The sequence below is a fragment of the Endozoicomonas euniceicola genome, from assembly GCF_025562755.1.
Taxonomy (GTDB): domain Bacteria; phylum Pseudomonadota; class Gammaproteobacteria; order Pseudomonadales; family Endozoicomonadaceae; genus Endozoicomonas_A; species Endozoicomonas_A euniceicola.
Map to the genome: position 1 here is coordinate 711,540 of NZ_CP103300.1, position 22,487 is coordinate 734,026.

A 22,487-nucleotide genomic window follows, 5' to 3' on the forward strand; every position below is an offset into this window, starting at 1 on the left:
TGACGGGTTGAAAAGTGTGCACTGGAAATTCTGCTAGTTTAAATAAAACCATTATGGCCGCAGCGCTTTGATGTGTTTTTTGCGGTAACTGTCAGCTCAAACCTGAACTCCTATTCCTGATTCTCGGTTTTGTACCATTATGAAAACAATTAAGCTGCTCGTTATTAATCAGCTGCTTTTATTGCTTGCTCTGTCATTTTTTTTACCGATGACTGGATACGGAAGTGCTTTTTCCATCCTGCCAGAATGGATGGGGTTGAACAGTCCCTCAAATAAGGCGGCAGTTAAAATCAGTCAGATAGTGCTTGCCAATGATGCGCCTTCTCTTCATTTTTCTTATGAAATCAACAAGACCTCCAGTGATTTTGTTCAGCCAGAAAAAAACCAGGTTTATACCCGCTGGGATGGTTGTAAAAACGACAGCTTGCGTATTTGTTTCCGAAGAGCGGCTAAAGTCTTTGCAGGGGGCTATTCCTATCCTCCCACGATTTCAGGCTCGACAGAGCTTAATATAGAAATGGGTGAGGTCACGCCAGACGAAGGCGGCTGGCAGTCGGTGGCCAGTGTCCGTTTAACGGGAAAAGGCTCGGGCTGGCTGGCGATTGCAGGGGACGATGGCTGGCGGATTGCACCAGATTGCAGCGGTATTGACTCAGATGATTCCAGCGTACTGAACAAGTCTGAAAAGCCGTCAGTCGATCTTGTTGTCCCGACAGCGTCGGTTCTGGAAAAGGGTAATAATGCAGAAGATCATGGCTCCCCCTATTCCCGCCGCTCATTGCCGGACATATCTGACATCACTAAAAAAAATAATCTGCCCGGTGATCGTGATGATCTGCTCACCGGTTCTTCTGGTGGCGGCAGCTTCGATGACCTCGATGACTCATTTGAGAGGAGACCCGGAGGGAATGACCGCCGCCCTTTATTTTTCTTTGAAGTGATGAGCAGAATGCCTGGGGCGGCTGTCAGTGTTTTTGGTACAGCTGGTCAGCCCGGGGAGGTTAAAAAACTGGTTTTAAGACCTCAAATCATTCTGGTGATCTGGCGGGGTTGGGAGCGACAGGAGATTCCTGTTACATCGCAAATGTGGTGTTCAATAAAGCGGGCAGGGCTTGATCGGGATCCGGGACTGTTTCTCGCTCTGGCTGAAAGCGATCCGGATAAATTGAAAGAAACGCTTGAAAACTATTCGAAAAAGCACTCGCCCCTTGCCGACGTCCTTAGCTATCACTGTGAAGACCTCAACCTGAACCCAAAAGCGGGTAATGCCCGATTACTTAGCGTATCGGTTTTTCCGGGCTCTTGCCCTTCGGGAGTGGGATGCTCCGGAGGAGAGAAAGAAGCAAACGGAGCAATGAATGACCTGTCCCGGAATAATCCAGATGGCTATGCCTGTAACAACCATGGTCAGCCGGTTAAAAGTTTTGGTAACAACGGGGGAGGGGGAGACGGTTCCGGGAATCCGGAAATCAACTCATGTACACTCTGCGGGAATGCACAGGTAAACTCCAATGGCTTATGCACAAACTGCCTCACGGCTAAACAGGAGGCGGCTAAAGAGAAGCCATCAACCCCGTCTGGCAATCAGGCAGAAGAAAAAACTACGAATGACGTTTCGGTTAATCCCCTGAAAGAGGTACCGACTTTGCAGACTCTACCACCTGAGATCTTGCTTGAAATAGCTAAGGGCTTGTCATGGCATGATGTTAATCGCTGGAGTTTAACAGCTAAGCGTTTTTTCACAGCTCTCAACATAGAAGAAAAACTGAAAAAACTATCCGATCAATATTATGGCTCTGCTCTGGAAGCGTATAGAAAAATAATAAAAAACAGCGACGTACCTGCTGTTCCAAACAATGCAATTGATGACCCTTTGTTACGGCTTGCTTATCATAGAGCCACAAGCAATAAATACCTGACTTCTCTGGGAAATAGTACTCAGCAGCAATGCGTGGCGACGCTGTATGGGCATACCAACAGTTTGACCTCAGTCACACCATTGGCCAATAGGCGGCTGGCTTCCGCCTCTAATGACTGGACCGTAAGGGTGTGGGATCTGAGCAAGCCCGACGGGAAGCAATGCGTGGTAACGCTGGAAGGGCATAACCACTGGGTGACATCAGTCACGCTACTGGCCGATGGGCGGCTGGCTTCCGGCTCTTTAGACAAGACCGTAAAGGTGTGGGATCTAAGCAAGCCCGCCGGGGAGCAATGTGTGATGACGCTGAATGGGCATACCGACTGGGTGAACTCAGTCACGCCATTGGCCGATGGGCGGCTGGCTTCCGGCTCTAATGACATGACCGTAAAGGTGTGGGATCTGAGCAAGCCCGACGGGGAGCAATGCGTGGCGACGTTGGAAGGGCATACCCACCGGGTGATCTCAGTCACGCCATTGGCCGATGGGCGGCTGGCTTCCGTCTCTTGGGATAGGACCATAAAAGTGTGGGATCTGAGCAAGCCCGACGGGGAGCAATGCGTGGTGACGCTGAAGGGGCATACCCGCCGGGTGACCTCAGTCACGCCATTGGCCGATGGGCGACTGGCTTCTGCTTCCTGGGACGAAAACGTAAGGGTGTGGGATCTGAGCAAGCCCGACGGGGAGCAATGCGTGGCGACGCTGAAAGGGCATACCAGCTTGGCGACCTCAGTCACGTCATTGGCCGATGGGCGGCTGGCTTCCGGCTCTTTTGACCAGACCGTAAGGGTGTGGGATCTAAACAAGCCCGACGGGAAGCGATGCGTGGCGACGCTGGAGGGGCATACCGGCGCGGTTTTCTCAGTCACGCCATTGGCCGTTGGGCGGCTGGCTTCCGCCTCTACGGACAACACCTTAAAGGTGTGGGCTCTTAGCAAGGATTCTGAAACGAAGAAAACATATTAGTTAATGGAGAAAATATATTGCTTAATGATGTAAAAAATACCAGTAGTGCCTGAACTAAAAATTCATAGCAAAACTAACTGATTGAAAAGTGTGCACTGGAAATTCTGCTAGTTTAAATAAAACCATTATGGCCGCAGCGCTTTGATGTGTTTTTTGCGGTAACTGTCAGCTCAAACCTGAACTCCTATTCCTGATTCTCGGTTTTGTACCATTATGAAAACAATTAAGCTGCTCGTTATTAATCAGCTGCTTTTATTGCTTGCTCTGTCATTTTTTTTACCGATGACTGGATACGGAAGTGCTTTTTCCATCCTGCCAGAATGGATGTGGCGGGACAGTCCCTCAAATAAGGCGGCAGTTAAAATCAGTCAGATAGTGCTTGCCAATGATGCGCCTTCTCTTCTTTTTTCTTATGAAATCAACAAGACCTCCAGTGATTTTGTTCAGCCAGAAAAAAACCAGGTTTATACCCGCTGGGATGGTTGTAAAAACGACAGCTTGCGTATTTGTTTCCGAAGAGCGGCTAAAGTCTTTGAAGGGGGCTATTCCTATCCTCCCACGATTTCAGGCTCGACAGAGCTTAATGTAGAAATGGGTGAGGTCACGCCAGACGAAGGCGGCTGGCAGTCGGTGGCCAGTGTCCGTTTAACGGGAAAAGGCTCGGGCTGGCTGGTGATTGCAGGGGATGATGGCTGGCGGATTGCACCGGATTGCACCGGTATTGACTCAGATGATTCCAGCGTACTGAACAGGTCTGAAAAGCCGTCAGTCGATCTTGTTGTCCCGACAGCGTTGGTTCTGAAAAAGGGTAATAATGCAGAAAATCATGGCTCGCCCTATTCCCGCCGCTCATTGCCGGACATATCTGACATCACTAAACAAAATAATCTGCCCGGTGATCGTGATGATCTGCTCACCGGTTCTTCTGGTGGCGGCAGCTTCGATGACCACGATGACTCATTTGAGAGGAGACCCGGAGGGAATGACCGCCGCCCTTTATTTTTCTTTGAAGTGATGAGCAGAATGCTTGGGGTGGCTGTCAGTGTTTTTGGTACAGTAGGTCAGCCCGGGGAGGTTAAAAAACTGGTTTTAAGACCTCAAATTATTCTGGTGATCTGGCGGGGTTGGGAGCGACAGGAGATTCCTGTTACATCGCAAATGTGGGGTTCAATAAAGCGGGCAGGGCTTGATCGGGATCCGGGACTGTTTCTCGCTCTGGCTGAAAGCGATCCGGATAAATTGAAAGAAACGCTTGAAAACTATTCGAAAAAGCACTCGCCCCTTGCCGACGTCCTTAGCTATCACTGTGAAGACCTCAACCTGAACCCAAAAGCGGGTAATGCCCGATTACTTAGCGTATCGGTTTTTCCGGGCTCTTGCCCTTCGGGAGTGGGATGCTCCGGAGGAGAGAAAGAAGCAAACGGAGCAATGAATGACCTGTCCCGGAATAATCCAGATGGCTATGCCTGTAACAACCATGGTCAGCCGGTTAAAAGTTTTGGTAACAACGGGGGAGGGGGAGACGGTTCCGGGAATCCGGAAATCAACTCATGTAAACTCTGCGGGAATGCACAGGTAAACTCCAATGGCTTATGCACAAACTGCCTCACGGCTAAACAGGAGGCGGCTAAAGAGAAGCCATCAACCCCGTCTGGCAATCAGGCAGAAGAAAAAACTACGAATGACGTTTCGGTTAATCCCCTGAAAGAGGTACCGACTTTGCAGACTCTACCACCTGAGATCTTGCTTGAAATAGCTAAGGGCTTGTCATGGCATGATGTTAATCGCTGGAGTTTAACAGCTAAGCGTTTTTTCACAGCTCTCAACATAGAAGAAAAACTGAAAAAACTATCCGATCAATATTATGGCTCTGCTCTGGAAGCGTATAGAAAAATAATAAAAAACAGCGACGTACCTGCTGTTCCAAACAATGCAATTGATGACCCTTTGTTACGGCTTGCTTATCATAGAGCCACAAGCAATAAATACCTGACTTCTCTGGGAAATAGTACTCAGCAGCAATGCGTGGCGACGCTGTATGGGCATACCAACAGTTTGACCTCAGTCACACCATTGGCCAATAGGCGGCTGGCTTCCGCCTCTAATGACTGGACCGTAAGGGTGTGGGATCTGAGCAAGCCCGACGGGAAGCAATGCGTGGTAACGCTGGAAGGGCATAACCACTGGGTGACATCAGTCACGCTACTGGCCGATGGGCGGCTGGCTTCCGGCTCTTTAGACAAGACCGTAAAGGTGTGGGATCTAAGCAAGCCCGCCGGGGAGCAATGTGTGATGACGCTGAATGGGCATACCGACTGGGTGAACTCAGTCACGCCATTGGCCGATGGGCGGCTGGCTTCCGGCTCTAATGACATGACCGTAAAGGTGTGGGATCTGAGCAAGCCCGACGGGGAGCAATGCGTGGCGACGTTGGAAGGGCATACCCACCGGGTGATCTCAGTCACGCCATTGGCCGATGGGCGGCTGGCTTCCGTCTCTTGGGATAGGACCATAAAAGTGTGGGATCTGAGCAAGCCCGACGGGGAGCAATGCGTGGCGACGTTGGAAGGGCATACCCACCGGGTGATCTCAGTCACGCCATTGGCCGATGGGCGGCTGGCTTCCGGCTCTTGGGACACGACCGTAAGAGTGTGGGATCTGAGCAAGCCCGACGGGGAGCAATGCGTGGTGACGCTGTATGGACATACCAAAAAGATGGCCTCAGTCACGCCATTGGCCGATGGGCGACTGGCTTCTGCTTCCTGGGACGAAAACGTAAGGGTGTGGGATCTGAGCAAGCCCGACGGGGAGCAATGCGTGGCGACGCTGAAAGGGCATACCAGCTTGGTGGCCTCAGTCACGTCATTGGCCGATGGGCGGCTGGCTTCCGGCTCTTTTGACCAGACCGTAAGGGTATGGGATCTAAAAAAGCCCGACGGAAAGCGATGCGTGGCGACGCTGGAGGGGCATACCGACGCAGTTTTCTCAGTCACGCCATTGGCCGTTGGGCGGCTGGCTTCCGCCTCTACGGACAACACCTTAAAGGTGTGGGCTCTTAGCAAGGATTCTGAAACGAAGAAAACATATTAGTTAATGGAGAAAATATATTGCTTAATGATGTAAAAAATACCAGTAGTGCCTGAACTAAAAATTCATAGCAAAACTAACTGATTGAAAAGTATGCACTGGAAATTCTGCTAGTTTAAATAAAACCATTATGGCCGCAGCGCTTTGATGTGTTTTTTGCGGTAACTGTCAGCTCAAACCTGAACTCCTATTCCTGATTCTCGGTTTTGTACCATTATGAAAACAATTAAGCTGCTCGTTATTAATCAGCTGCTTTTATTGCTTGCTCTGTCATTTTTTTTACCGATGACTGGATACGGAAGTGCTTTTTCCATCCTGCCAGGATGGATGTGGCGGGACAGTCCCTCAAATAAGGCGGCAGTTAAAATCAGTCAGATAGTGCTTGCCAATGATGCGCCTTCTCTTCATTTTTCTTATGAAATCAACAAGACCTCCAGTGATTTTGTTCAGCCAGAAAAAAACCAGGTTTATACCCGCTGGGATGGTTGTAAAAACGACAGCTTGCGTATTTGTTTCCGAAGAGCGGCTAAAGTCTTTGCAGGGGGCTACTCCTATCCTCCCACGATTTCAGGCTCGACAGAGCTTGATGTAGAAATGGGTGAGGTCACGCCAGACGAAGGCGGCTGGCAGTCGGTGGCCAGTGTCCGTTTAACGGGAAAAGGCTCGGGCTGGCTGGCGATTGCAGGGGATGATGGCTGGCGGATTGCACCGGATTGCACCGGTATTGACTCAGATGATTCCAGCGTACTGAACAGGTCTGAAAAGCCGTCAGTCGATCTTGTTGTCCCGACAGCGTTGGTTCTGGAAAAGGGTAATAATGCAGAAGATCATGGCTCCCCCTATTCCCGCCGCTCATTGCCGGACATATCTGACATCAATAAAAAAAATAATCTGCCCGGTGATCGTGATAATCTGCTCACCGGTTCTTCTGGTGGCGGCAGCTTCGATGACCTCGATGACTCATTTAAAAGGCGACCCGGAGGGAGTGGCCGTCGCCCTTTATTTTTCTTTGAAGTAACGAGCAGAATGCATGGGGTGGCTGTCAGTATTCCTGGTACAGCTGGTCAGCCCGGGGAGGTTAAAAAACTGGTTTTAAGACCTCAAATCATTCTGGTGATCTGGCGGGGTTGGGAGCGACGGGAGATTCCTGTTACATCGCAAATGTGGTGTTCAATAAAGCGGGCAGGGCTTGATGGGGATCCGGGACTGTTCCTCGCTTTGGCTGAAAGCGATCCGGATAAATTGAAAGAAACGCTTGAAAACTATTCGAAAAAGCACTCGCCCCTTGCCGACGTCCTTAGCTATCACTGTGAAGACCTCAACCTGAACCCAAAAGCGGGTAATGCCCGATTACTTAGCGTATCGGTTTTTCCGGGATCTTGCCCTTCGGGAGTGGGATGCTCCGGAGGAGAGAAAGAAGCAAACGGAACAATGAATGACCTGCCCCGGAATAATCCGGATGGCTATGCCTGTAACAACCATGGTCAGCCGGTTAAAAGTTTTGGTAACAACGGGGGAGGAGGAGACGGTTCCGGGAATCCGGAAATCAACTCATGTACATTCTGCGGGAATGCACAGGTAAACTCCAATGGCTTATGCACAAACTGCCTCACGGCTAAACAGGAGGCGGCTAAAGAGAAGCCATCAACCCCGTCTGGCAATCAGGCAGAAGAAAAAACTACGAATGACGTTTCGGTTAATCCCCTGAAAGAGGTACCGACTTTGCAGACTCTACCACCTGAGATCTTGCTTGAAATAGCTAAGGGCTTGTCATGGCATGATGTTAATCGCTGGAGTTTAACAGCTAAGCGTTTTTTCACAGCTCTCAACATAGAAGAAAAACTGAAAAAACTATCCGATCAATATTATGGCTCTGCTCTGGAAGCGTATAGAAAAATAATAAAAAACAGCGACGTACCTGCTGTTCCAAACAATGCAATTGATGACCCTTTGTTACGGCTTGCTTATCATAGAGCCACAAGCAATAAATACCTGACTTCTCTGGGAAATAGTACTCAGCAGCAATGCGTGGCGACGCTGTATGGGCATACCAACGCTTTGAACTCAGTCACACCATTGGCCGATGGACGGCTGGCTTCTAGCTCTTGTGACAATACCGTAAGGGTGTGGGATCTGAGCAAGCCCGACGGGAAGCAATGCGTGGTAACGCTGGAAGGGCATACCCACTGGGTGAAATCAGTCACGCTACTGGCCGATGGGCGGCTGGCTTCCGGCTCTTTTGACAAGACCGTAAAGATGTGGGATCTAAGCAAGCCCGCCGGGGAGCAATGTGTGATGACGCTGAATGGGCATACCGACGGGGTGAACTCAGTCACGCCATTGGCCGATTGGCGGCTGGCTTCCGGCTCTAGTGACAGGACCATAAAGGTGTGGGATCTGAGCAAGCCCGACGGGGAGCAATGCGTGGCGACGTTGGAAGGGCATACCAACCGGGTGATCTCAGTCACGCCATTGGCCGATGGGCGGCTGGCTTCCGGCTCTTGGGACACGACCGTAAGAGTGTGGGATCTGAGCAAGCCCGACGGGGAGCAATGCGTGGTGACGCTGTATGGACATACCAAAAAGATGGCCTCAGTCACGCCATTGGCCGATGGGCGACTGGCTTCCGTCTCTTGGGATGAGACCATAAAAGTGTGGGATCTTAGCAAGCCCGACGGGGAGCAATGCGTGGCGACGCTGAAAGGGCATACCAGCTTGGTGGCCTCAGTCACGTCATTGGCCGATGGGCGGCTGGCTTCCGGCTCTTTTGACGAGACCGTAAGGGTGTGGGATCTAAACAAGCCCGACGGGAAGCGATGCGTGGCGACGCTGGCGGGGCATGCCGGCGCGGTTTTCTCAGTCACGCCATTGGCCGTTGGGCGGCTGGCTTCCGCCTCTACGGACAACACCTTAAAGGTGTGGGCTCTTAGCAAGGATTCTGAAACGAAGAAAACATATTAGTTAATGGAGAAAATATATTGCTTAATGATGTAAAAAATACCAGTGGTGCCTGAACTAAAAATTCATAGCAAAACTAACTGATTGAAAAGTGTGCACTGGAAATTCTGCTAGTTTAAATAAAACCATTATGGCCGCAGCGCTTTGATGTGTTTTTTGCGGTAACTGTCAGCTCAAACCTGAACTCCTATTCCTGATTCTCGGTTTTGTACCATTATGAAAACAATTAAGCTGCTCGTTATTAATCAGCTGCTTTTATTGCTTGCTCTGTCATTTTTTTTACCGATGACTGGATACGGAAGTGCTTTTTCCATCCTGCCAGAATGGATGTGGCGGGACAGTCCCTCAAATAAGGCGGCAGTTAAAATCAGTCAGATAGTGCTTGCCAATGATGCGCCTTCTCTTCTTTTTTCTTATGAAATCAACAAGACCTCCAGTGATTTTGTTCAGCCAGAAAAAAACCAGGTTTATACCCGCTGGGATGGTTGTAAAAACGACAGCTTGCGTATTTGTTTCCGAAGAGCGGCTAAAGTCTTTGAAGGGGGCTATTCCTATCCTCCCACGATTTCAGGCTCGACAGAGCTTAATGTAGAAATGGGTGAGGTCACGCCAGACGAAGGCGGCTGGCAGTCGGTGGCCAGTGTCCGTTTAACGGGAAAAGGCTCGGGCTGGCTGGCGATTGCAGGGGATGATGGCTGGCGGATTGCACCGGATTGCACCGGTATTGACTCAGATGATTCCAGCGTACTGAACAGGTCTGAAAAGCCGTCAGTCGATCTTGTTGTCCCGACAGCGTTGGTTCTGAAAAAGGGTAATAATGCAGAAAATCATGGCTCGCCCTATTCCCGCCGCTCATTGCCGGACATATCTGACATCACTAAACAAAATAATCTGCCCGGTGATCGTGATGATCTGCTCACCGGTTCTTCTGGTGGCGGCAGCTTCGATGACCTCGATGACTCATTTAAAAGGAGACCCGGAGGGAATGACCGCCGCCCTTTATTTTTCTTTGAAGTGATGAGCAGAATGCATGGGGTGGCTGTCAGTATTCCTGGTACAGCTGGTCAGCCCGGGGAGGTTAAAAAACTGGTTTTAAGACCTCAAATCATTCTGGTGATCTGGCGGGGTTGGGAGCGACGGGAGATTCCTGTTACATCGCAAATGTGGTGTTCAATAAAGCGGGCAGGGCTTGATGGGGATCCGGGACTGTTTCTCGCTTTGGCTGAAAGCGATCCGGATAAATTGAAAGAAACGCTTGAAAACTATTTGAAAAAGCACTCGCCCCTTGCCGACGTCCTTAGCTATCACTGTGAAGACCTCAACCTGAACCCAAAAGCGGGTAATGCCCGATTACTTAGCGTATCGGTTTTTCCGGGCTCTTGCCCTTCGGGAGTGGGATGCTCCGGAGGAGAGAAAGAAGCAAACGGAGCAATGAATGACCTGCCCCGGAATAATCCAGATGGCTATGCCTGTAACAACCATGGTCAGCCGGTTAAAAGTTTTGGTAACAACGGGGGAGGAGGAGACGGTTCCGGGAATCCGGAAATCAACTCATGTACATTCTGCGGGAATGCACAGGTAAACTCCAATGGCTTATGCACAAACTGCCTCACGGCTAAACAGGAGGCGGCTAAAGAGAAGCCATCAACCCCGTCTGGCAATCAGGCAGAAGAAAAAACTACGAATGACGTTTCGGTTAATCCCCTGAAAGAGGTACCGACTTTGCAGACTCTACCACCTGAGATCTTGCTTGAAATAGCTAAGGGCTTGTCATGGCATGATGTTAATCGCTGGAGTTTAACAGCTAAGCGTTTTTTCACAGCTCTCAACATAGAAGAAAAACTGAAAAAACTATCCGATCAATATTATGGCTCTGCTCTGGAAGCGTATAGAAAAATAATAAAAAACAGCGACGTACCTGCTGTTCCAAACAATGCAATTGATGACCCTTTGTTACGGCTTGCTTATCATAGAGCCACAAGCAATAAATACCTGACTTCTCTGGGAAATAGTACTCAGCAGCAATGCGTGGCGACGCTGTATGGGCATACCAACGTTTTGAACTCAGTCACACCATTGGCCGATGGACGGCTGGCTTCTAGCTCTTGTGACAATACCGTAAGGGTGTGGGATCTGAGCAAGCCCGACGGGAAGCAATGCGTGGTAACGCTGGAAGGGCATACCCACTGGGTGAAATCAGTCACGCTACTGGCCGATGGGCGGCTGGCTTCCGGCTCTTTAGACAAGACCGTAAAGGTGTGGGATCTAAGCAAGCCCGCCGGGGAGCAATGTGTGATGACGCTGAATGGGCATACCGACAGCGTGAACTCAGTCACGCCATTGGCCGATGGGCGGCTGGCTTCCGGCTCTTTAGACAAGACCGTAAAGGTGTGGGATCTGAGCAAGCCCGACGGGGAGCAATGCGTGGTGACGCTGAAGGGGCATACCCGCCGGGTGACCTCAGTCACGCCATTGGCCGATGGGCGACTGGCTTCTGCTTCCTGGGACGAAAACGTAAGGGTGTGGGATCTGAGCAAGCCCGACGGGGAGCAATGCGTGGTGACGCTGAAGGGGCATACCCGCCAGGTGACCTCAGTCACGCCATTGGCCGATGGGCGACTAGCTTCCGGCTCTGATGACATGACCGTAAAGGTGTGGGATCTAAGCAAGCCCGACGGGGAGCAATGCGTGGCGACGCTGAAAGGGCATACCAGCTTGGTGGCCTCAGTCACGTCATTGGCCGATGGGCGGCTGGCTTCCGGCTCTTTTGACCAGACCGTAAGGGTGTGGGATCTAAACAAGCCCGACGGGAAGCGATGCGTGGCGACGCTGGAGGGGCATACCGGCGCAGTTTTCTCAGTCACGCCATTGGCCGTTGGGCGGCTGGCTTCCGCCTCTACGGACAACACCTTAAAGGTGTGGGCTCTTAGCAACCGACATTCACCACCCAACATGACATTTTCCTAATACCTGCTATCTATCAGATAAGCAAATATCAAGAAGCCTTGTTATGCCTCCTATTCAATACCACTCTCAGGTCATGGATCATCTCGGTCTAGTGGCTGGAATGTGCAAAGAGCTGGGCATTGCCGACCATATCGACAGGCGCGCGCCCAAAGTATCTGACGAATGGAACATCTCCCACGGTGAGGCCGTTGTCGCGATGATTATCAATGGCCTCGGCTTTACGGGGCAGTCTCTCCACATGTTCCCTCAGTTCTTCTCCAATAAACCCCTCGATAAACTGATCAGAGAGGGGATTGAGCCCGAACACATAAACGACAAAGTTCTTGGAAGAACACTGGATGAACTGTTTGAACTGGGTGTCAGTAAAGTCTATTTTGAGCTGGCTATCAAGGTGGCTACGCATCTCAAATTGCCATGTGATGCACTCAACCTTGATGGCACAGGATTTCACGTCGATGGCCGTTATAACAGCGAGGAGGAAGTAAGTGACGAGGACCTCAATTGCATCAGGCTTTGCAAGGGCTACAGCCGAGATCATCGTCCTGACCTGAACCAGGCCATATTGCTCCTGCTGACCGAAAACCGGGCAGGCATTCCGATGTTTATGAAAGCAGCCAGCGGTAATGTGACGGACAAGACCAGTTTCAAACAAGTGGTTTCTGAGCATATAAAGAGCTTCAAGGCGGCACTGAATGCCCGTTACTTCATCGGTGATGCTGCATTGTATGTGGCTGAAACCGTTCAGGAACTGAGTCAGCAGGATCAGTTGTTTATCTCCAGAGTTCCTCTCAACATTGGTGCAGCCAAAGAACTGGTTCAAAGTGCGCCATTGCGCTCAATGGTTGAGGTTGAAGGGTTTGAGCATTACGAATCTGTAGAGACTCTGTCTGACTATGCAGGTGTCGTACAACGTTGGGTACTGTTTCGAAATAATCAAAGCCAGAAAACAGAACAGAAGACACTGACAAGGCGTATGCAGAAAAAGTCCCTGAAGGAGTTCAAGGAACTTGAGAAATTGGGCAAGAAGCCATTCTGTTGCGAATCGGATGCCATGGAAGCTTTCAAGCTATGGCAAAAACAGTCCGTATACTGCCAGGCTGAACCTGAGATCATCGAGAGTCCCTGCTATAAAACCAAAGGCCGTCCTGCTGATGGGACGGTTCCCGACCACTATGAATATTATGTGACAGGCTCCTGCACGGTTGCTGTACAGACTCGTCGTGATGCAGAAGCATCGTTGGGTTGTTTTGTTCTGGCAACCAACGATACAGATACAGTCCGGCTTGACGCTGGCGAACTACTGAGGACGTATAAATCCCAGCAGCAGGTTGAGAGAGGTTTTCGCTTCCTGAAGAGCCCTGATTTTCTGGTGTCTTCACTGTATCTCAAAAAACCTGAGCGTATTGAGGCCCTGTTAATGGTGATGACACTCTGTCTTATGGTCTATGCTGCAATTCAGCATCGAATCCGCTATGAACTGAAAAGGCAGAGCCGAACGTTCCCGGACATGAAGAAGAAACCAGCCCAGAACCCAACGGGCAGATGGGTTTTCCTGTGCTTTGATGGGATTCATGTGCTGTCGGTTAACGGGACGGAGAAACACATGGTTGGAATATCAGAGAGGCAATCGACGATCATTTTTATTTTGGGCTCAACGTACCAAGAAATTTATTCCTGAATAGGGTGGTGAATGACGGTAGCAAGGATTCTGAAACGAAGAAAACATATTAGTTAATGGAGAAAATATATTGCTTAATGATGTAAAAAATACCAGTAGTGCCTGAACTAAAAATTCATAGCAAAACTAACTGATTGAAAAGTGTGCACTGGAAATTCTGCTAGTTTAAATAAAACCATTATGGCCGCAGCGCTTTGATGTGTTTTTTGCGGTAACTGTCAGCTCAAACCTGAACTCCTATTCCTGATTCTCGGTTTTGTACCATTATGAAAACAATTAAGCTGCTCGTTATTAATCAGCTGCTTTTATTGCTTGCTCTGTCATTTTTTTTACCGATGACTGGATACGGAAGTGCTTTTTCCATCCTGCCAGAATGGATGTGGCGGGACAGTCCCTCAAATAAGGCGGCAGTTAAAATCAGTCAGATAGTGCTTGCCAATGATGCGCCTTCTCTTCTTTTTTCTTATGAAATCAACAAGACCTCCAGTGATTTTGTTCAGCCAGAAAAAAACCAGGTTTATACCCGCTGGGATGGTTGTAAAAACGACAGCTTGCGTATTTGTTTCCGAAGAGCGGCTAAAGTCTTTGAAGGGGGCTATTCCTATCCTCCCACGATTTCAGGCTCGACAGAGCTTAATGTAGAAATGGGTGAGGTCACGCCAGACGAAGGCGGCTGGCAGTCGGTGGCCAGTGTCCGTTTAACGGGAAAAGGCTCGGGCTGGCTGGTGATTGCAGGGGATGATGGCTGGCGGATTGCACCGGATTGCACCGGTATTGACTCAGATGATTCCAGCGTACTGAACAGGTCTGAAAAGCCGTCAGTCGATCTTGTTGTCCCGACAGCGTTGGTTCTGAAAAAGGGTAATAATGCAGAAAATCATGGCTCGCCCTATTCCCGCCGCTCATTGCCGGACATATCTGACATCACTAAACAAAATAATCTGCCCGGTGATCGTGATGATCTGCTCACCGGTTCTTCTGGTGGCGGCAGCTTCGATGACCACGATGACTCATTTAAAAGGAGACCCGGAGGGAATGACCGCCGCCCTTTATTTTTCTTTGAAGTAACGAGCAGAATGCATGGGGTGGCTGTCAGTATTCCTGGTACAGCTGGTCAGCCCGGGGAGGTTAAAAAACTGGTTTTAAGACCTCAAATCATTCTGGTGATCTGGCGGGGTTGGGAGCGACGGGAGATTCCTGTTACATCGCAAATGTGGTGTTCAATAAAGCGGGCAGGGCTTGATGGGGATCCGGGACTGTTCCTCGCTTTGGCTGAAAGCGATCCGGATAAATTGAAAGAAACGCTTGAAAACTATTTGAAAAAGCACTCGCCCCTTGCCGACGTCCTTAGCTATCACTGTGAAGATCTCAACCTGAACCCAAAAGCGGGTAATGCCCGATTACTTAGCGTATCGGTTTTTCCGGGCTCTTGCCCTTCAGGAGTGGGATGCTCCGGAGGAGAGAAAGAAGCAAACGGAGCAATGAATGACCTGCCTCGGAATAATCCAGATGGCTATGCCTGTAACAACCATGGTCAGCCGGTTAAAAGTTTTGGTAACAACGGGGGAGGAGGAGACGGTTCCGGGAATCCGGAAATCAACTCATGTACATTCTGTGGGAATGCACAGGTAAACTCCAATGGCTTATGCACAAACTGCCTCATGGCTAAACAGGAGGCGGCTAAAGAGAAGCCATCAACCCCGTCTGGCAATCAGGCAGAAGAAAAAACTACGAATGACGTTTCGGTTAATCCCCTGAAAGAGGTACCGACTTTGCAGACTCTACCACCTGAGATCTTGCTTGAAATAGCTAAGGGCTTGTCATGGCATGATGTTAATCGCTGGAGTTTAACAGCTAAGCGTTTTTTCACAGCTCTCAACATAGAAGAAAAACTGAAAAAACTATCCGATCAATATTATGGCTCTGCTCTGGAAGCGTATAGAAAAATAATAAAAAACAGCGACGTACCTGCTGTTCCAAACAATGCAATTGATGACCCTTTGTTACGGCTTGCTTATCATAGAGCCACAAGCAATAAATACCTGACTTCTCTGGGAAATAGTACTCAGCAGCAATGCGTGGCGACGCTGTATGGGCATACCAACGCTTTGAACTCAGTCACACCATTGGCCGATGGACGGCTGGCTTCTAGCTCTTGTGACAATACCGTAAGGGTGTGGGATCTGAGCAAGCCCGACGGGAAGCAATGCGTGGTAACGCTGGAAGGGCATACCCACTGGGTGAAATCAGTCACGCTACTGGCCGATGGGCGGCTGGCTTCCGGCTCTTTAGACAAGACCGTAAAGGTGTGGGATCTAAGCAAGCCCGCCGGGGAGCAATGTGTGATGACGCTGAATGGGCATACCGACAGCGTGAACTCAGTCACGCCATTGGCCGATTGGCGGCTGGCTTCCGGCTCTAGTGACAGGACCATAAAGGTGTGGGATCTGAGCAAGCCCGACGGGGAGCAATGCGTGGCGACGTTGGAAGGGCATACCAACCGGGTGATCTCAGTCACGCCATTGGCCGATGGGCGGCTGGCTTCCGGCTCTTGGGACACGACCGTAAGAGTGTGGGATCTGAGCAAGCCCGACGGGGAGCAATGCGTGGTGACGCTGTATGGACATACCAAAAAGATGGCCTCAGTCACGCCATTGGCCGATGGGCGACTGGCTTCTGCTTCCTGGGACGAAAACGTAAGGGTGTGGGATCTGAGCAAGCCCGACGGGGAGCAATGCGTGGCGACGCTGAAAGGGCATACCAGCTTGGTGGCCTCAGTCACGTCATTGGCCGATGGGCGGCTGGCTTCCGGCTCTTTTGACCAGACCGTAAGGGTGTGGGATCTAAACAAGCCCGACGGGAAGCGATGCGTGGCGACGCTGGAGGGGCATACCGGCGCGGTTTTCTCAGTCACGCCATTGGCCGTTGGGCGGCTGGCTTCCGCCTCTACGGACAACACCTTAAAGGTGTGGGCTCTTAGCAAGGATTCTGAAACGAAGAAAACATATTAGTTAATGGAGAAAATATATTGCTTAATGATGTAAAAAATACCAGTGGTGCCTGAACTAAAAATTCATAGCAAAACTAACTGATTGAAAAGTGTGCACTGGAAATTCTGCTAGTTTAAATAAAACCATTATGGCCGCAGCGCTTTGATGTGTTTTTTGCGGTAACTGTCAGCTCAAACCTGAACTCCTATTCCTGATTCTCGGTTTTGTACCATTATGAAAACAATTAAGCTGCTCGTTATTAATCAGCTGCTTTTATTGCTTGCTCTGTCATTTTTTTTACCGATGACTGGATACGGAAGTGCTTTTTCCATCCTGCCAGAATGGATGTGGCGGGACAGTCCCTCAAATAAGGCGGCAGTTAAAATCAGTCAGATAGTGCTTGCCAATGATGCGCCTTCTCTTCTTTTTTCTTATGAAATCAACAAGACCTCCAGTGATTTTGTTCAGCCAGAAAAAAACCAGGTTTATACCCGCTGGGATGGTTGTAAAAACGACAGCTTGCGTATTTGTTTCCGAAGAGCGGCTAAAGTCTTTGAAGGGGGCTATTCCTATCCTCCCACGATTTCAGGCTCGACAGAGCTTAATGTAGAAATGGGTGAGGTCACGCCAGACGAAGGCGGCTGGCAGTCGGTGGCCAGTGTCCGTTTAACGGGAAAAGGCTCGGGCTGGCTGGTGATTGCAGGGGATGATGGCTGGCGGATTGCACCGGATTGCACCGGTATTGACTCAGATGATTCCAGCGTACTGAACAGGTCTGAAAAGCCGTCAGTCGATCTTGTTGTCCCGACAGCGTTGGTTCTGAAAAAGGGTAATAATGCAGAAAATCATGGCTCGCCCTATTCCCGCCGCTCATTGCCGGACATATCTGACATCACTAAACAAAATAATCTGCCCGGTGATCGTGATGATCTGCTCACCGGTTCTTCTGGTGGCGGCAGCTTCGATGACCACGATGACTCATTTAAAAGGAGACCCGGAGGGAATGACCGCCGCCCTTTATTTTTCTTTGAAGTAACGAGCAGAATGCATGGGGTGGCTGTCAGTATTCCTGGTACAGCTGGTCAGCCCGGGGAGGTTAAAAAACTGGTTTTAAGACCTCAAATCATTCTGGTGATCTGGCGGGGTTGGGAGCGACGGGAGATTCCTGTTACATCGCAAATGTGGTGTTCAATAAAGCGGGCAGGGCTTGATGGGGATCCGGGACTGTTCCTCGCTTTGGCTGAAAGCGATCCGGATAAATTGAAAGAAACGCTTGAAAACTATTTGAAAAAGCACTCGCCCCTTGCCGACGTCCTTAGCTATCACTGTGAAGACCTCAACCTGAACCCAAAAGCGGGTAATGCCCGATTACTTAGCGTATCGGTTTTTCCGGGCTCTTGCCCTTCGGGAGTGGGATGCTCCGGAGGAGAGAAAGAAGCAAACGGAGCAATGAATGACCTGCCCCGGAATAATCCAGATGGCTATGCCTGTAACAACCATGGTCAGCCGGTTAAAAGTTTTGGTAACAACGGGGGAGGAGGAGACGGTTCCGGGAATCCGGAAATCAACTCATGTACATTCTGCGGGAATGCACAGGTAAACTCCAATGGCTTATGCACAAACTGCCTCACGGCTAAACAGGAGGCGGCTAAAGAGAAGCCATCAACCCCGTCTGGCAATCAGGCAGAAGAAAAAACTACGAATGACGTTTCGGTTAATCCCCTGAAAGAGGTACCGACTTTGCAGACTCTACCACCTGAGATCTTGCTTGAAATAGCTAAGGGCTTGTCATGGCATGATGTTAATCGCTGGAGTTTAACAGCTAAGCGTTTTTTCACAGCTCTCAACATAGAAGAAAAACTGAAAAAACTATCCGATCAATATTATGGCTCTGCTCTGGAAGCGTATAGAAAAATAATAAAAAACAGCGACGTACCTGCTGTTCCAAACAATGCAATTGATGACCCTTTGTTACGGCTTGCTTATCATAGAGCCACAAGCAATAAATACCTGACTTCTCTGGGAAATAGTACTCAGCAGCAATGCGTGGCGACGCTGTATGGGCATACCAACGTTTTGAACTCAGTCACACCATTGGCCGATGGACGGCTGGCTTCTAGCTCTTGTGACAATACCGTAAGGGTGTGGGATCTGAGCAAGCCCGACGGGAAGCAATGCGTGGTAACGCTGGAAGGGCATACCCACTGGGTGAAATCAGTCACGCTACTGGCCGATGGGCGGCTGGCTTCCGGCTCTTTAGACAAGACCGTAAAGGTGTGGGATCTAAGCAAGCCCGCCGGGGAGCAATGTGTGATGACGCTGAATGGGCATACCGACAGCGTGAACTCAGTCACGCCATTGGCCGATTGGCGGCTGGCTTCCGGCTCTAGTGACAGGACCATAAAGGTGTGGGATCTGAGCAAGCCCGACGGGGAGCAATGCGTGGCGACGTTGGAAGGGCATACCAACCGGGTGATCTCAGTCACGCCATTGGCCGATGGGCGGCTGGCTTCCGGCTCTCATGACTGCTCCGTAAGAGTGTGGGATCTGAGCAAGCCCGACGGGGAGCAATGCGTGGTGACGCTGAAGGGGCATACCCGCCAGGTGACCTCAGTCACGCCATTGGCCGATGGGCGACTAGCTTCCGGCTCTGATGACATGACCGTAAAGGTGTGGGATCTAAGCAAGCCCGACGGGGAGCAATGCGTGGCGACGCTGAAAGGGCATACCAGCTTGGTGGCCTCAGTCACGTCATTGGCCGATGGGCGGCTGGCTTCCGGCTCTTTTGACGAGACCGTAAGGGTGTGGGATCTAAACAAGCCCGACGGGAAGCGATGCGTGGCGACGCTGGCGGGGCATGCCGGCGCGGTTTTCTCAGTCACGCCATTGGCCGTTGGGCGGCTGGCTTCCGCCTCTACGGACAACACCTTAAAGGTGTGGGCTCTTAGCAAGGATTCTGAAACGAAGAAAACATATTAGTTAATGGAGAAAATATATTGCTTAATGATGTAAAAAATACCAGTAGTGCCTGAACTAAAAATTCATAGCAAAACTAACTGATTGAAAAGTGTGCACTGGAAATTCTGCTAGTTTAAATAAAACCATTATGGCCGCAGCGCTTTGATGTTTTTTTTGCGGTAACTGTCAGCTCAAACCTGAACTCCTATTCCTGATTCTCGGTTTTGTACCATTATGAAAACAATTAAGCTGCTCGTTATTAATCAGCTGCTTTTATTGCTTGCTCTGTCATTTTTTTTACCGATGACTGGATACGGAAGTGCTTTTTCCATCCTGCCAGAATGGATGTGGCGGGACAGTCCCTCAAATAAGGCGGCAGTTAAAATCAGTCAGATAGTGCTTGCCAATGATGCGCCTTCTCTTCTTTTTTCTTATGAAATCAACAAGACCTCCAGTGATTTTGTTCAGCCAGAAAAAAACCAGGTTTATACCCGCTGGGATGGTTGTAAAAACGACAGCTTGCGTATTTGTTTCCGAAGAGCAGCTAAAGTCTTTGCAGGGGGCTACTCCTATCCTCCCACGATTTCAGGCTCGACAGAGCTTAATGTAGAAATGGGTGAGGTCACGCCAGACGAAGGCGGCTGGCAGTCGGTGGCCAGTGTCCGTTTAACGGGAAAAGGCTCGGGCTGGCTGGCGATTGCAGGGGATGATGGCTGGCGGATTGCACCGGATTGCAGCGGTATTGACTCAGATGATTCCAGCGTACTGAACAGGTCTGAAAAGCCGTCAGTCGATCTTGTTGTCCCGACAGCGTTGGTTCTGGAAAAGGGTAATAATGCAGAAGATCATGGCTCGCCCTATTCCCGCCGCTCATTGCCGGACATATCTGACATCACTAAACAAAATAATCTGCCCGGTGATCGTGATGATCTGCTCACCGGTTCTTCTGGTGGCGGCAGCTTCGATGACCTCGATGACTCATTTAAAAGGCGACCCGGAGGGAGTGGCCGTCGCCCTTTATTTTTCTTTGAAGTAACGAGCAGAATGCATGGGGTGGCTGTCAGTATTCCTGGTACAGCTGGTCAGCCCGGGGAGGTTAAAAAACTGGTTTTAAGACCTCAAATTATTCTGGTGATCTGGCGGGGTTGGGAGCGACAGGAAATTCCTGTTACATCGCAAATGTGGTGTTCAATAAAGCGGGCAAGGCTTGATCGGGATCCGGGACTGTTTCTCGCTCTGGCTGAAAGCGATCCGGATAAATTGAAAGAAACGCTTGAAAACTATTCGAAAAAGCACTCGCCCCTTGCCGACGTCCTTAGCTATCACTGTGAAGACCTCAACCTGAACCCAAAAGCGGGTAATGCCCGATTACTTAGCGTATCGGTTTTTCCGGGATCTTGCCCTTCGGGAGTGGGATGCTCCGGAGGAGAGAAAGAAGCAAACGGAACAATGAATGACCTGCCCCGGAATAATCCAGATGGCTATGCCTGTAACAACCATGGTCAGCCGATTAAAAGTTTTGGTAACAACGGGGGAGGAGGAGACGGTTCCGGGAATCCGGAAATCAACTCATGTACATTCTGTGGGAATGCACAGGTAAACTCCAATGGCTTATGCACAAACTGCCTCATGGCTAAACAAGAAGTGTCGCCTTTTGAGGTTTTACCAACTGAGATCTTGCTTAAAATAGCTGAGGGCTTGCCTTTGCATGATGTTAACAACTGGGCTTTAACAAATAAGAATTTTTCCACTCTTTTCAACACACAAACAAAACTAAAAATCCTATCCGATCGATATTATGGCTCTGCTGCGGAAGCATATAGAGAAATAATAAAAAACGGGGACGTACCTGCTGTTCCAAACAGTGAAATTGATGACCCTTTGTTACGGCTTGCTTATCAAAGATACAAAAGCAATAAATACCTGACTTCTCTGGGAAATAGTACTCAGCAGCAATGCGTGGCGACGCTGGAAGGGCATACCGAGGAGGTGCTCTCAGTCACGCCACTGGCCGATGGGCGGCTGGCTTCCGGCTCTGAAGACTGCACCGTAAAGGTGTGGGATCTGAGCAAGCCCGACGGAAGTCAATGCGTGGCGACGCTGGAAGGACATACCGACGAGGTGCGCTCAGTCACGTCATTGGCCGATGGGCGGCTGGCTTCCGCTTCTTCGGACAATACCGTAAGGGTGTGGGATCTGAGCAAGCCCGCCGGAGAGCAATGCGTGGTGACGCTGAAGAAAGATTATACCACCATGAACTCAGTCACGCCATTGGCCGATGGGCGGCTCGCTACCGCCTCTAGGACGAACAATACCGTATGGGTGTGGGATCTGAGCAAGCCCGACGGGGAGCAATGCGTGGCGACGCTGGAAGGGCATACCTTCTGGTTGTCCTCAGTCACGCCATTGGCCGATGGGCGGCTGGCTTCTGCTTCCTGGGACGAAACCGTAAGGGTGTGGGATCTGAGCAAGCCCGACGGGGAGCAATGCGTGTTGACGCTGGAAGGGCATATCGACATGGTTAACTCAGTCACGCCATTGGCCGATGGGCGGCTGGCTTCCGCTTCTTCGGACAATACCGTAGGGGTGTGGGATCTGAGCAAGCCCGACGGGGAGCAATGCGTGTTGACACTGGAAGGGCATACCGAGGTGCTCTCAGTCACGCCATTGGCCGATGGGCGGCTGGCTTCCGCTTCTTCGGACAAAACCGTAAGGGTGTGGGATCTGAGCAAACCCGACGGGGAGCAATGCGTGGCGACGCTGAAGGGGCATACCGACGTGGTTTTCTCAGTCACGCAATTGGCCGATGGGCGGCTGGCTTCCGGCTCTAAGGACAAGACCATAAAGGTGTGGGCTCTGAGCAAGGATTCTGAAACGAAGAAGACATATTAGTTAATGGAGAAAATATATTGCTTAATAATGTAAAAAATACCAGTAGTGTCTGAGCTAAAAGTCGCCGCGCAGC

At 50.3% G+C, this 22,487-nt stretch carries 8 protein-coding genes; all 8 read left to right on the top strand.

Features of this window, described 5'->3' with window-relative positions:
* The first annotated feature begins 139 nt into the window (after positions 1-139).
* Positions 140-2,884 (top strand): WD40 repeat domain-containing protein, encoded by a 2,745-nt coding sequence (locus tag NX720_RS02720; protein WP_262599227.1) that lies wholly within the window; start codon positions 140-142, stop codon positions 2,882-2,884.
* Positions 2,885-3,097: 213 nt separating this feature from the next.
* Positions 3,098-5,974 (top strand): WD40 repeat domain-containing protein, encoded by a 2,877-nt coding sequence (locus NX720_RS02725; RefSeq protein ID WP_262599228.1) that lies wholly within the window; start codon positions 3,098-3,100, stop codon positions 5,972-5,974.
* Between the two features lie 213 nt (positions 5,975-6,187).
* Positions 6,188-8,932, top strand: coding sequence for a WD40 repeat domain-containing protein (locus tag NX720_RS02730; protein ID WP_262599229.1), 2,745 nt, complete (start codon positions 6,188-6,190; stop codon positions 8,930-8,932).
* Between the two features lie 213 nt (positions 8,933-9,145).
* Entirely contained in the window at positions 9,146-11,896 is a 2,751-nt protein-coding gene (locus NX720_RS02735; protein WP_262599231.1) for a WD40 repeat domain-containing protein, read from the top strand.
* A gap of 43 nt (positions 11,897-11,939) precedes the next feature.
* The gene (locus tag NX720_RS02740) at positions 11,940-13,574 is read left to right on the top strand and encodes an IS1634 family transposase (protein WP_262596076.1); all 1,635 of its coding nucleotides are present in this window, start codon (positions 11,940-11,942) and stop codon (positions 13,572-13,574) included.
* A gap of 266 nt (positions 13,575-13,840) precedes the next feature.
* Positions 13,841-16,585: a WD40 repeat domain-containing protein gene (locus NX720_RS02745; RefSeq protein WP_262599233.1), complete on the top strand. Its 2,745-nt coding sequence runs from the start codon at positions 13,841-13,843 to the stop codon at positions 16,583-16,585.
* A gap of 213 nt (positions 16,586-16,798) precedes the next feature.
* The gene (locus NX720_RS02750) at positions 16,799-19,543 is read left to right on the top strand and encodes a WD40 repeat domain-containing protein (RefSeq protein WP_262599235.1); all 2,745 of its coding nucleotides are present in this window, start codon (positions 16,799-16,801) and stop codon (positions 19,541-19,543) included.
* A gap of 213 nt (positions 19,544-19,756) precedes the next feature.
* Entirely contained in the window at positions 19,757-22,414 is a 2,658-nt protein-coding gene (locus tag NX720_RS02755; protein WP_262599236.1) for an F-box/WD repeat-containing protein, read from the top strand.
* Positions 22,415-22,487: the final 73 nt, after the last annotated feature.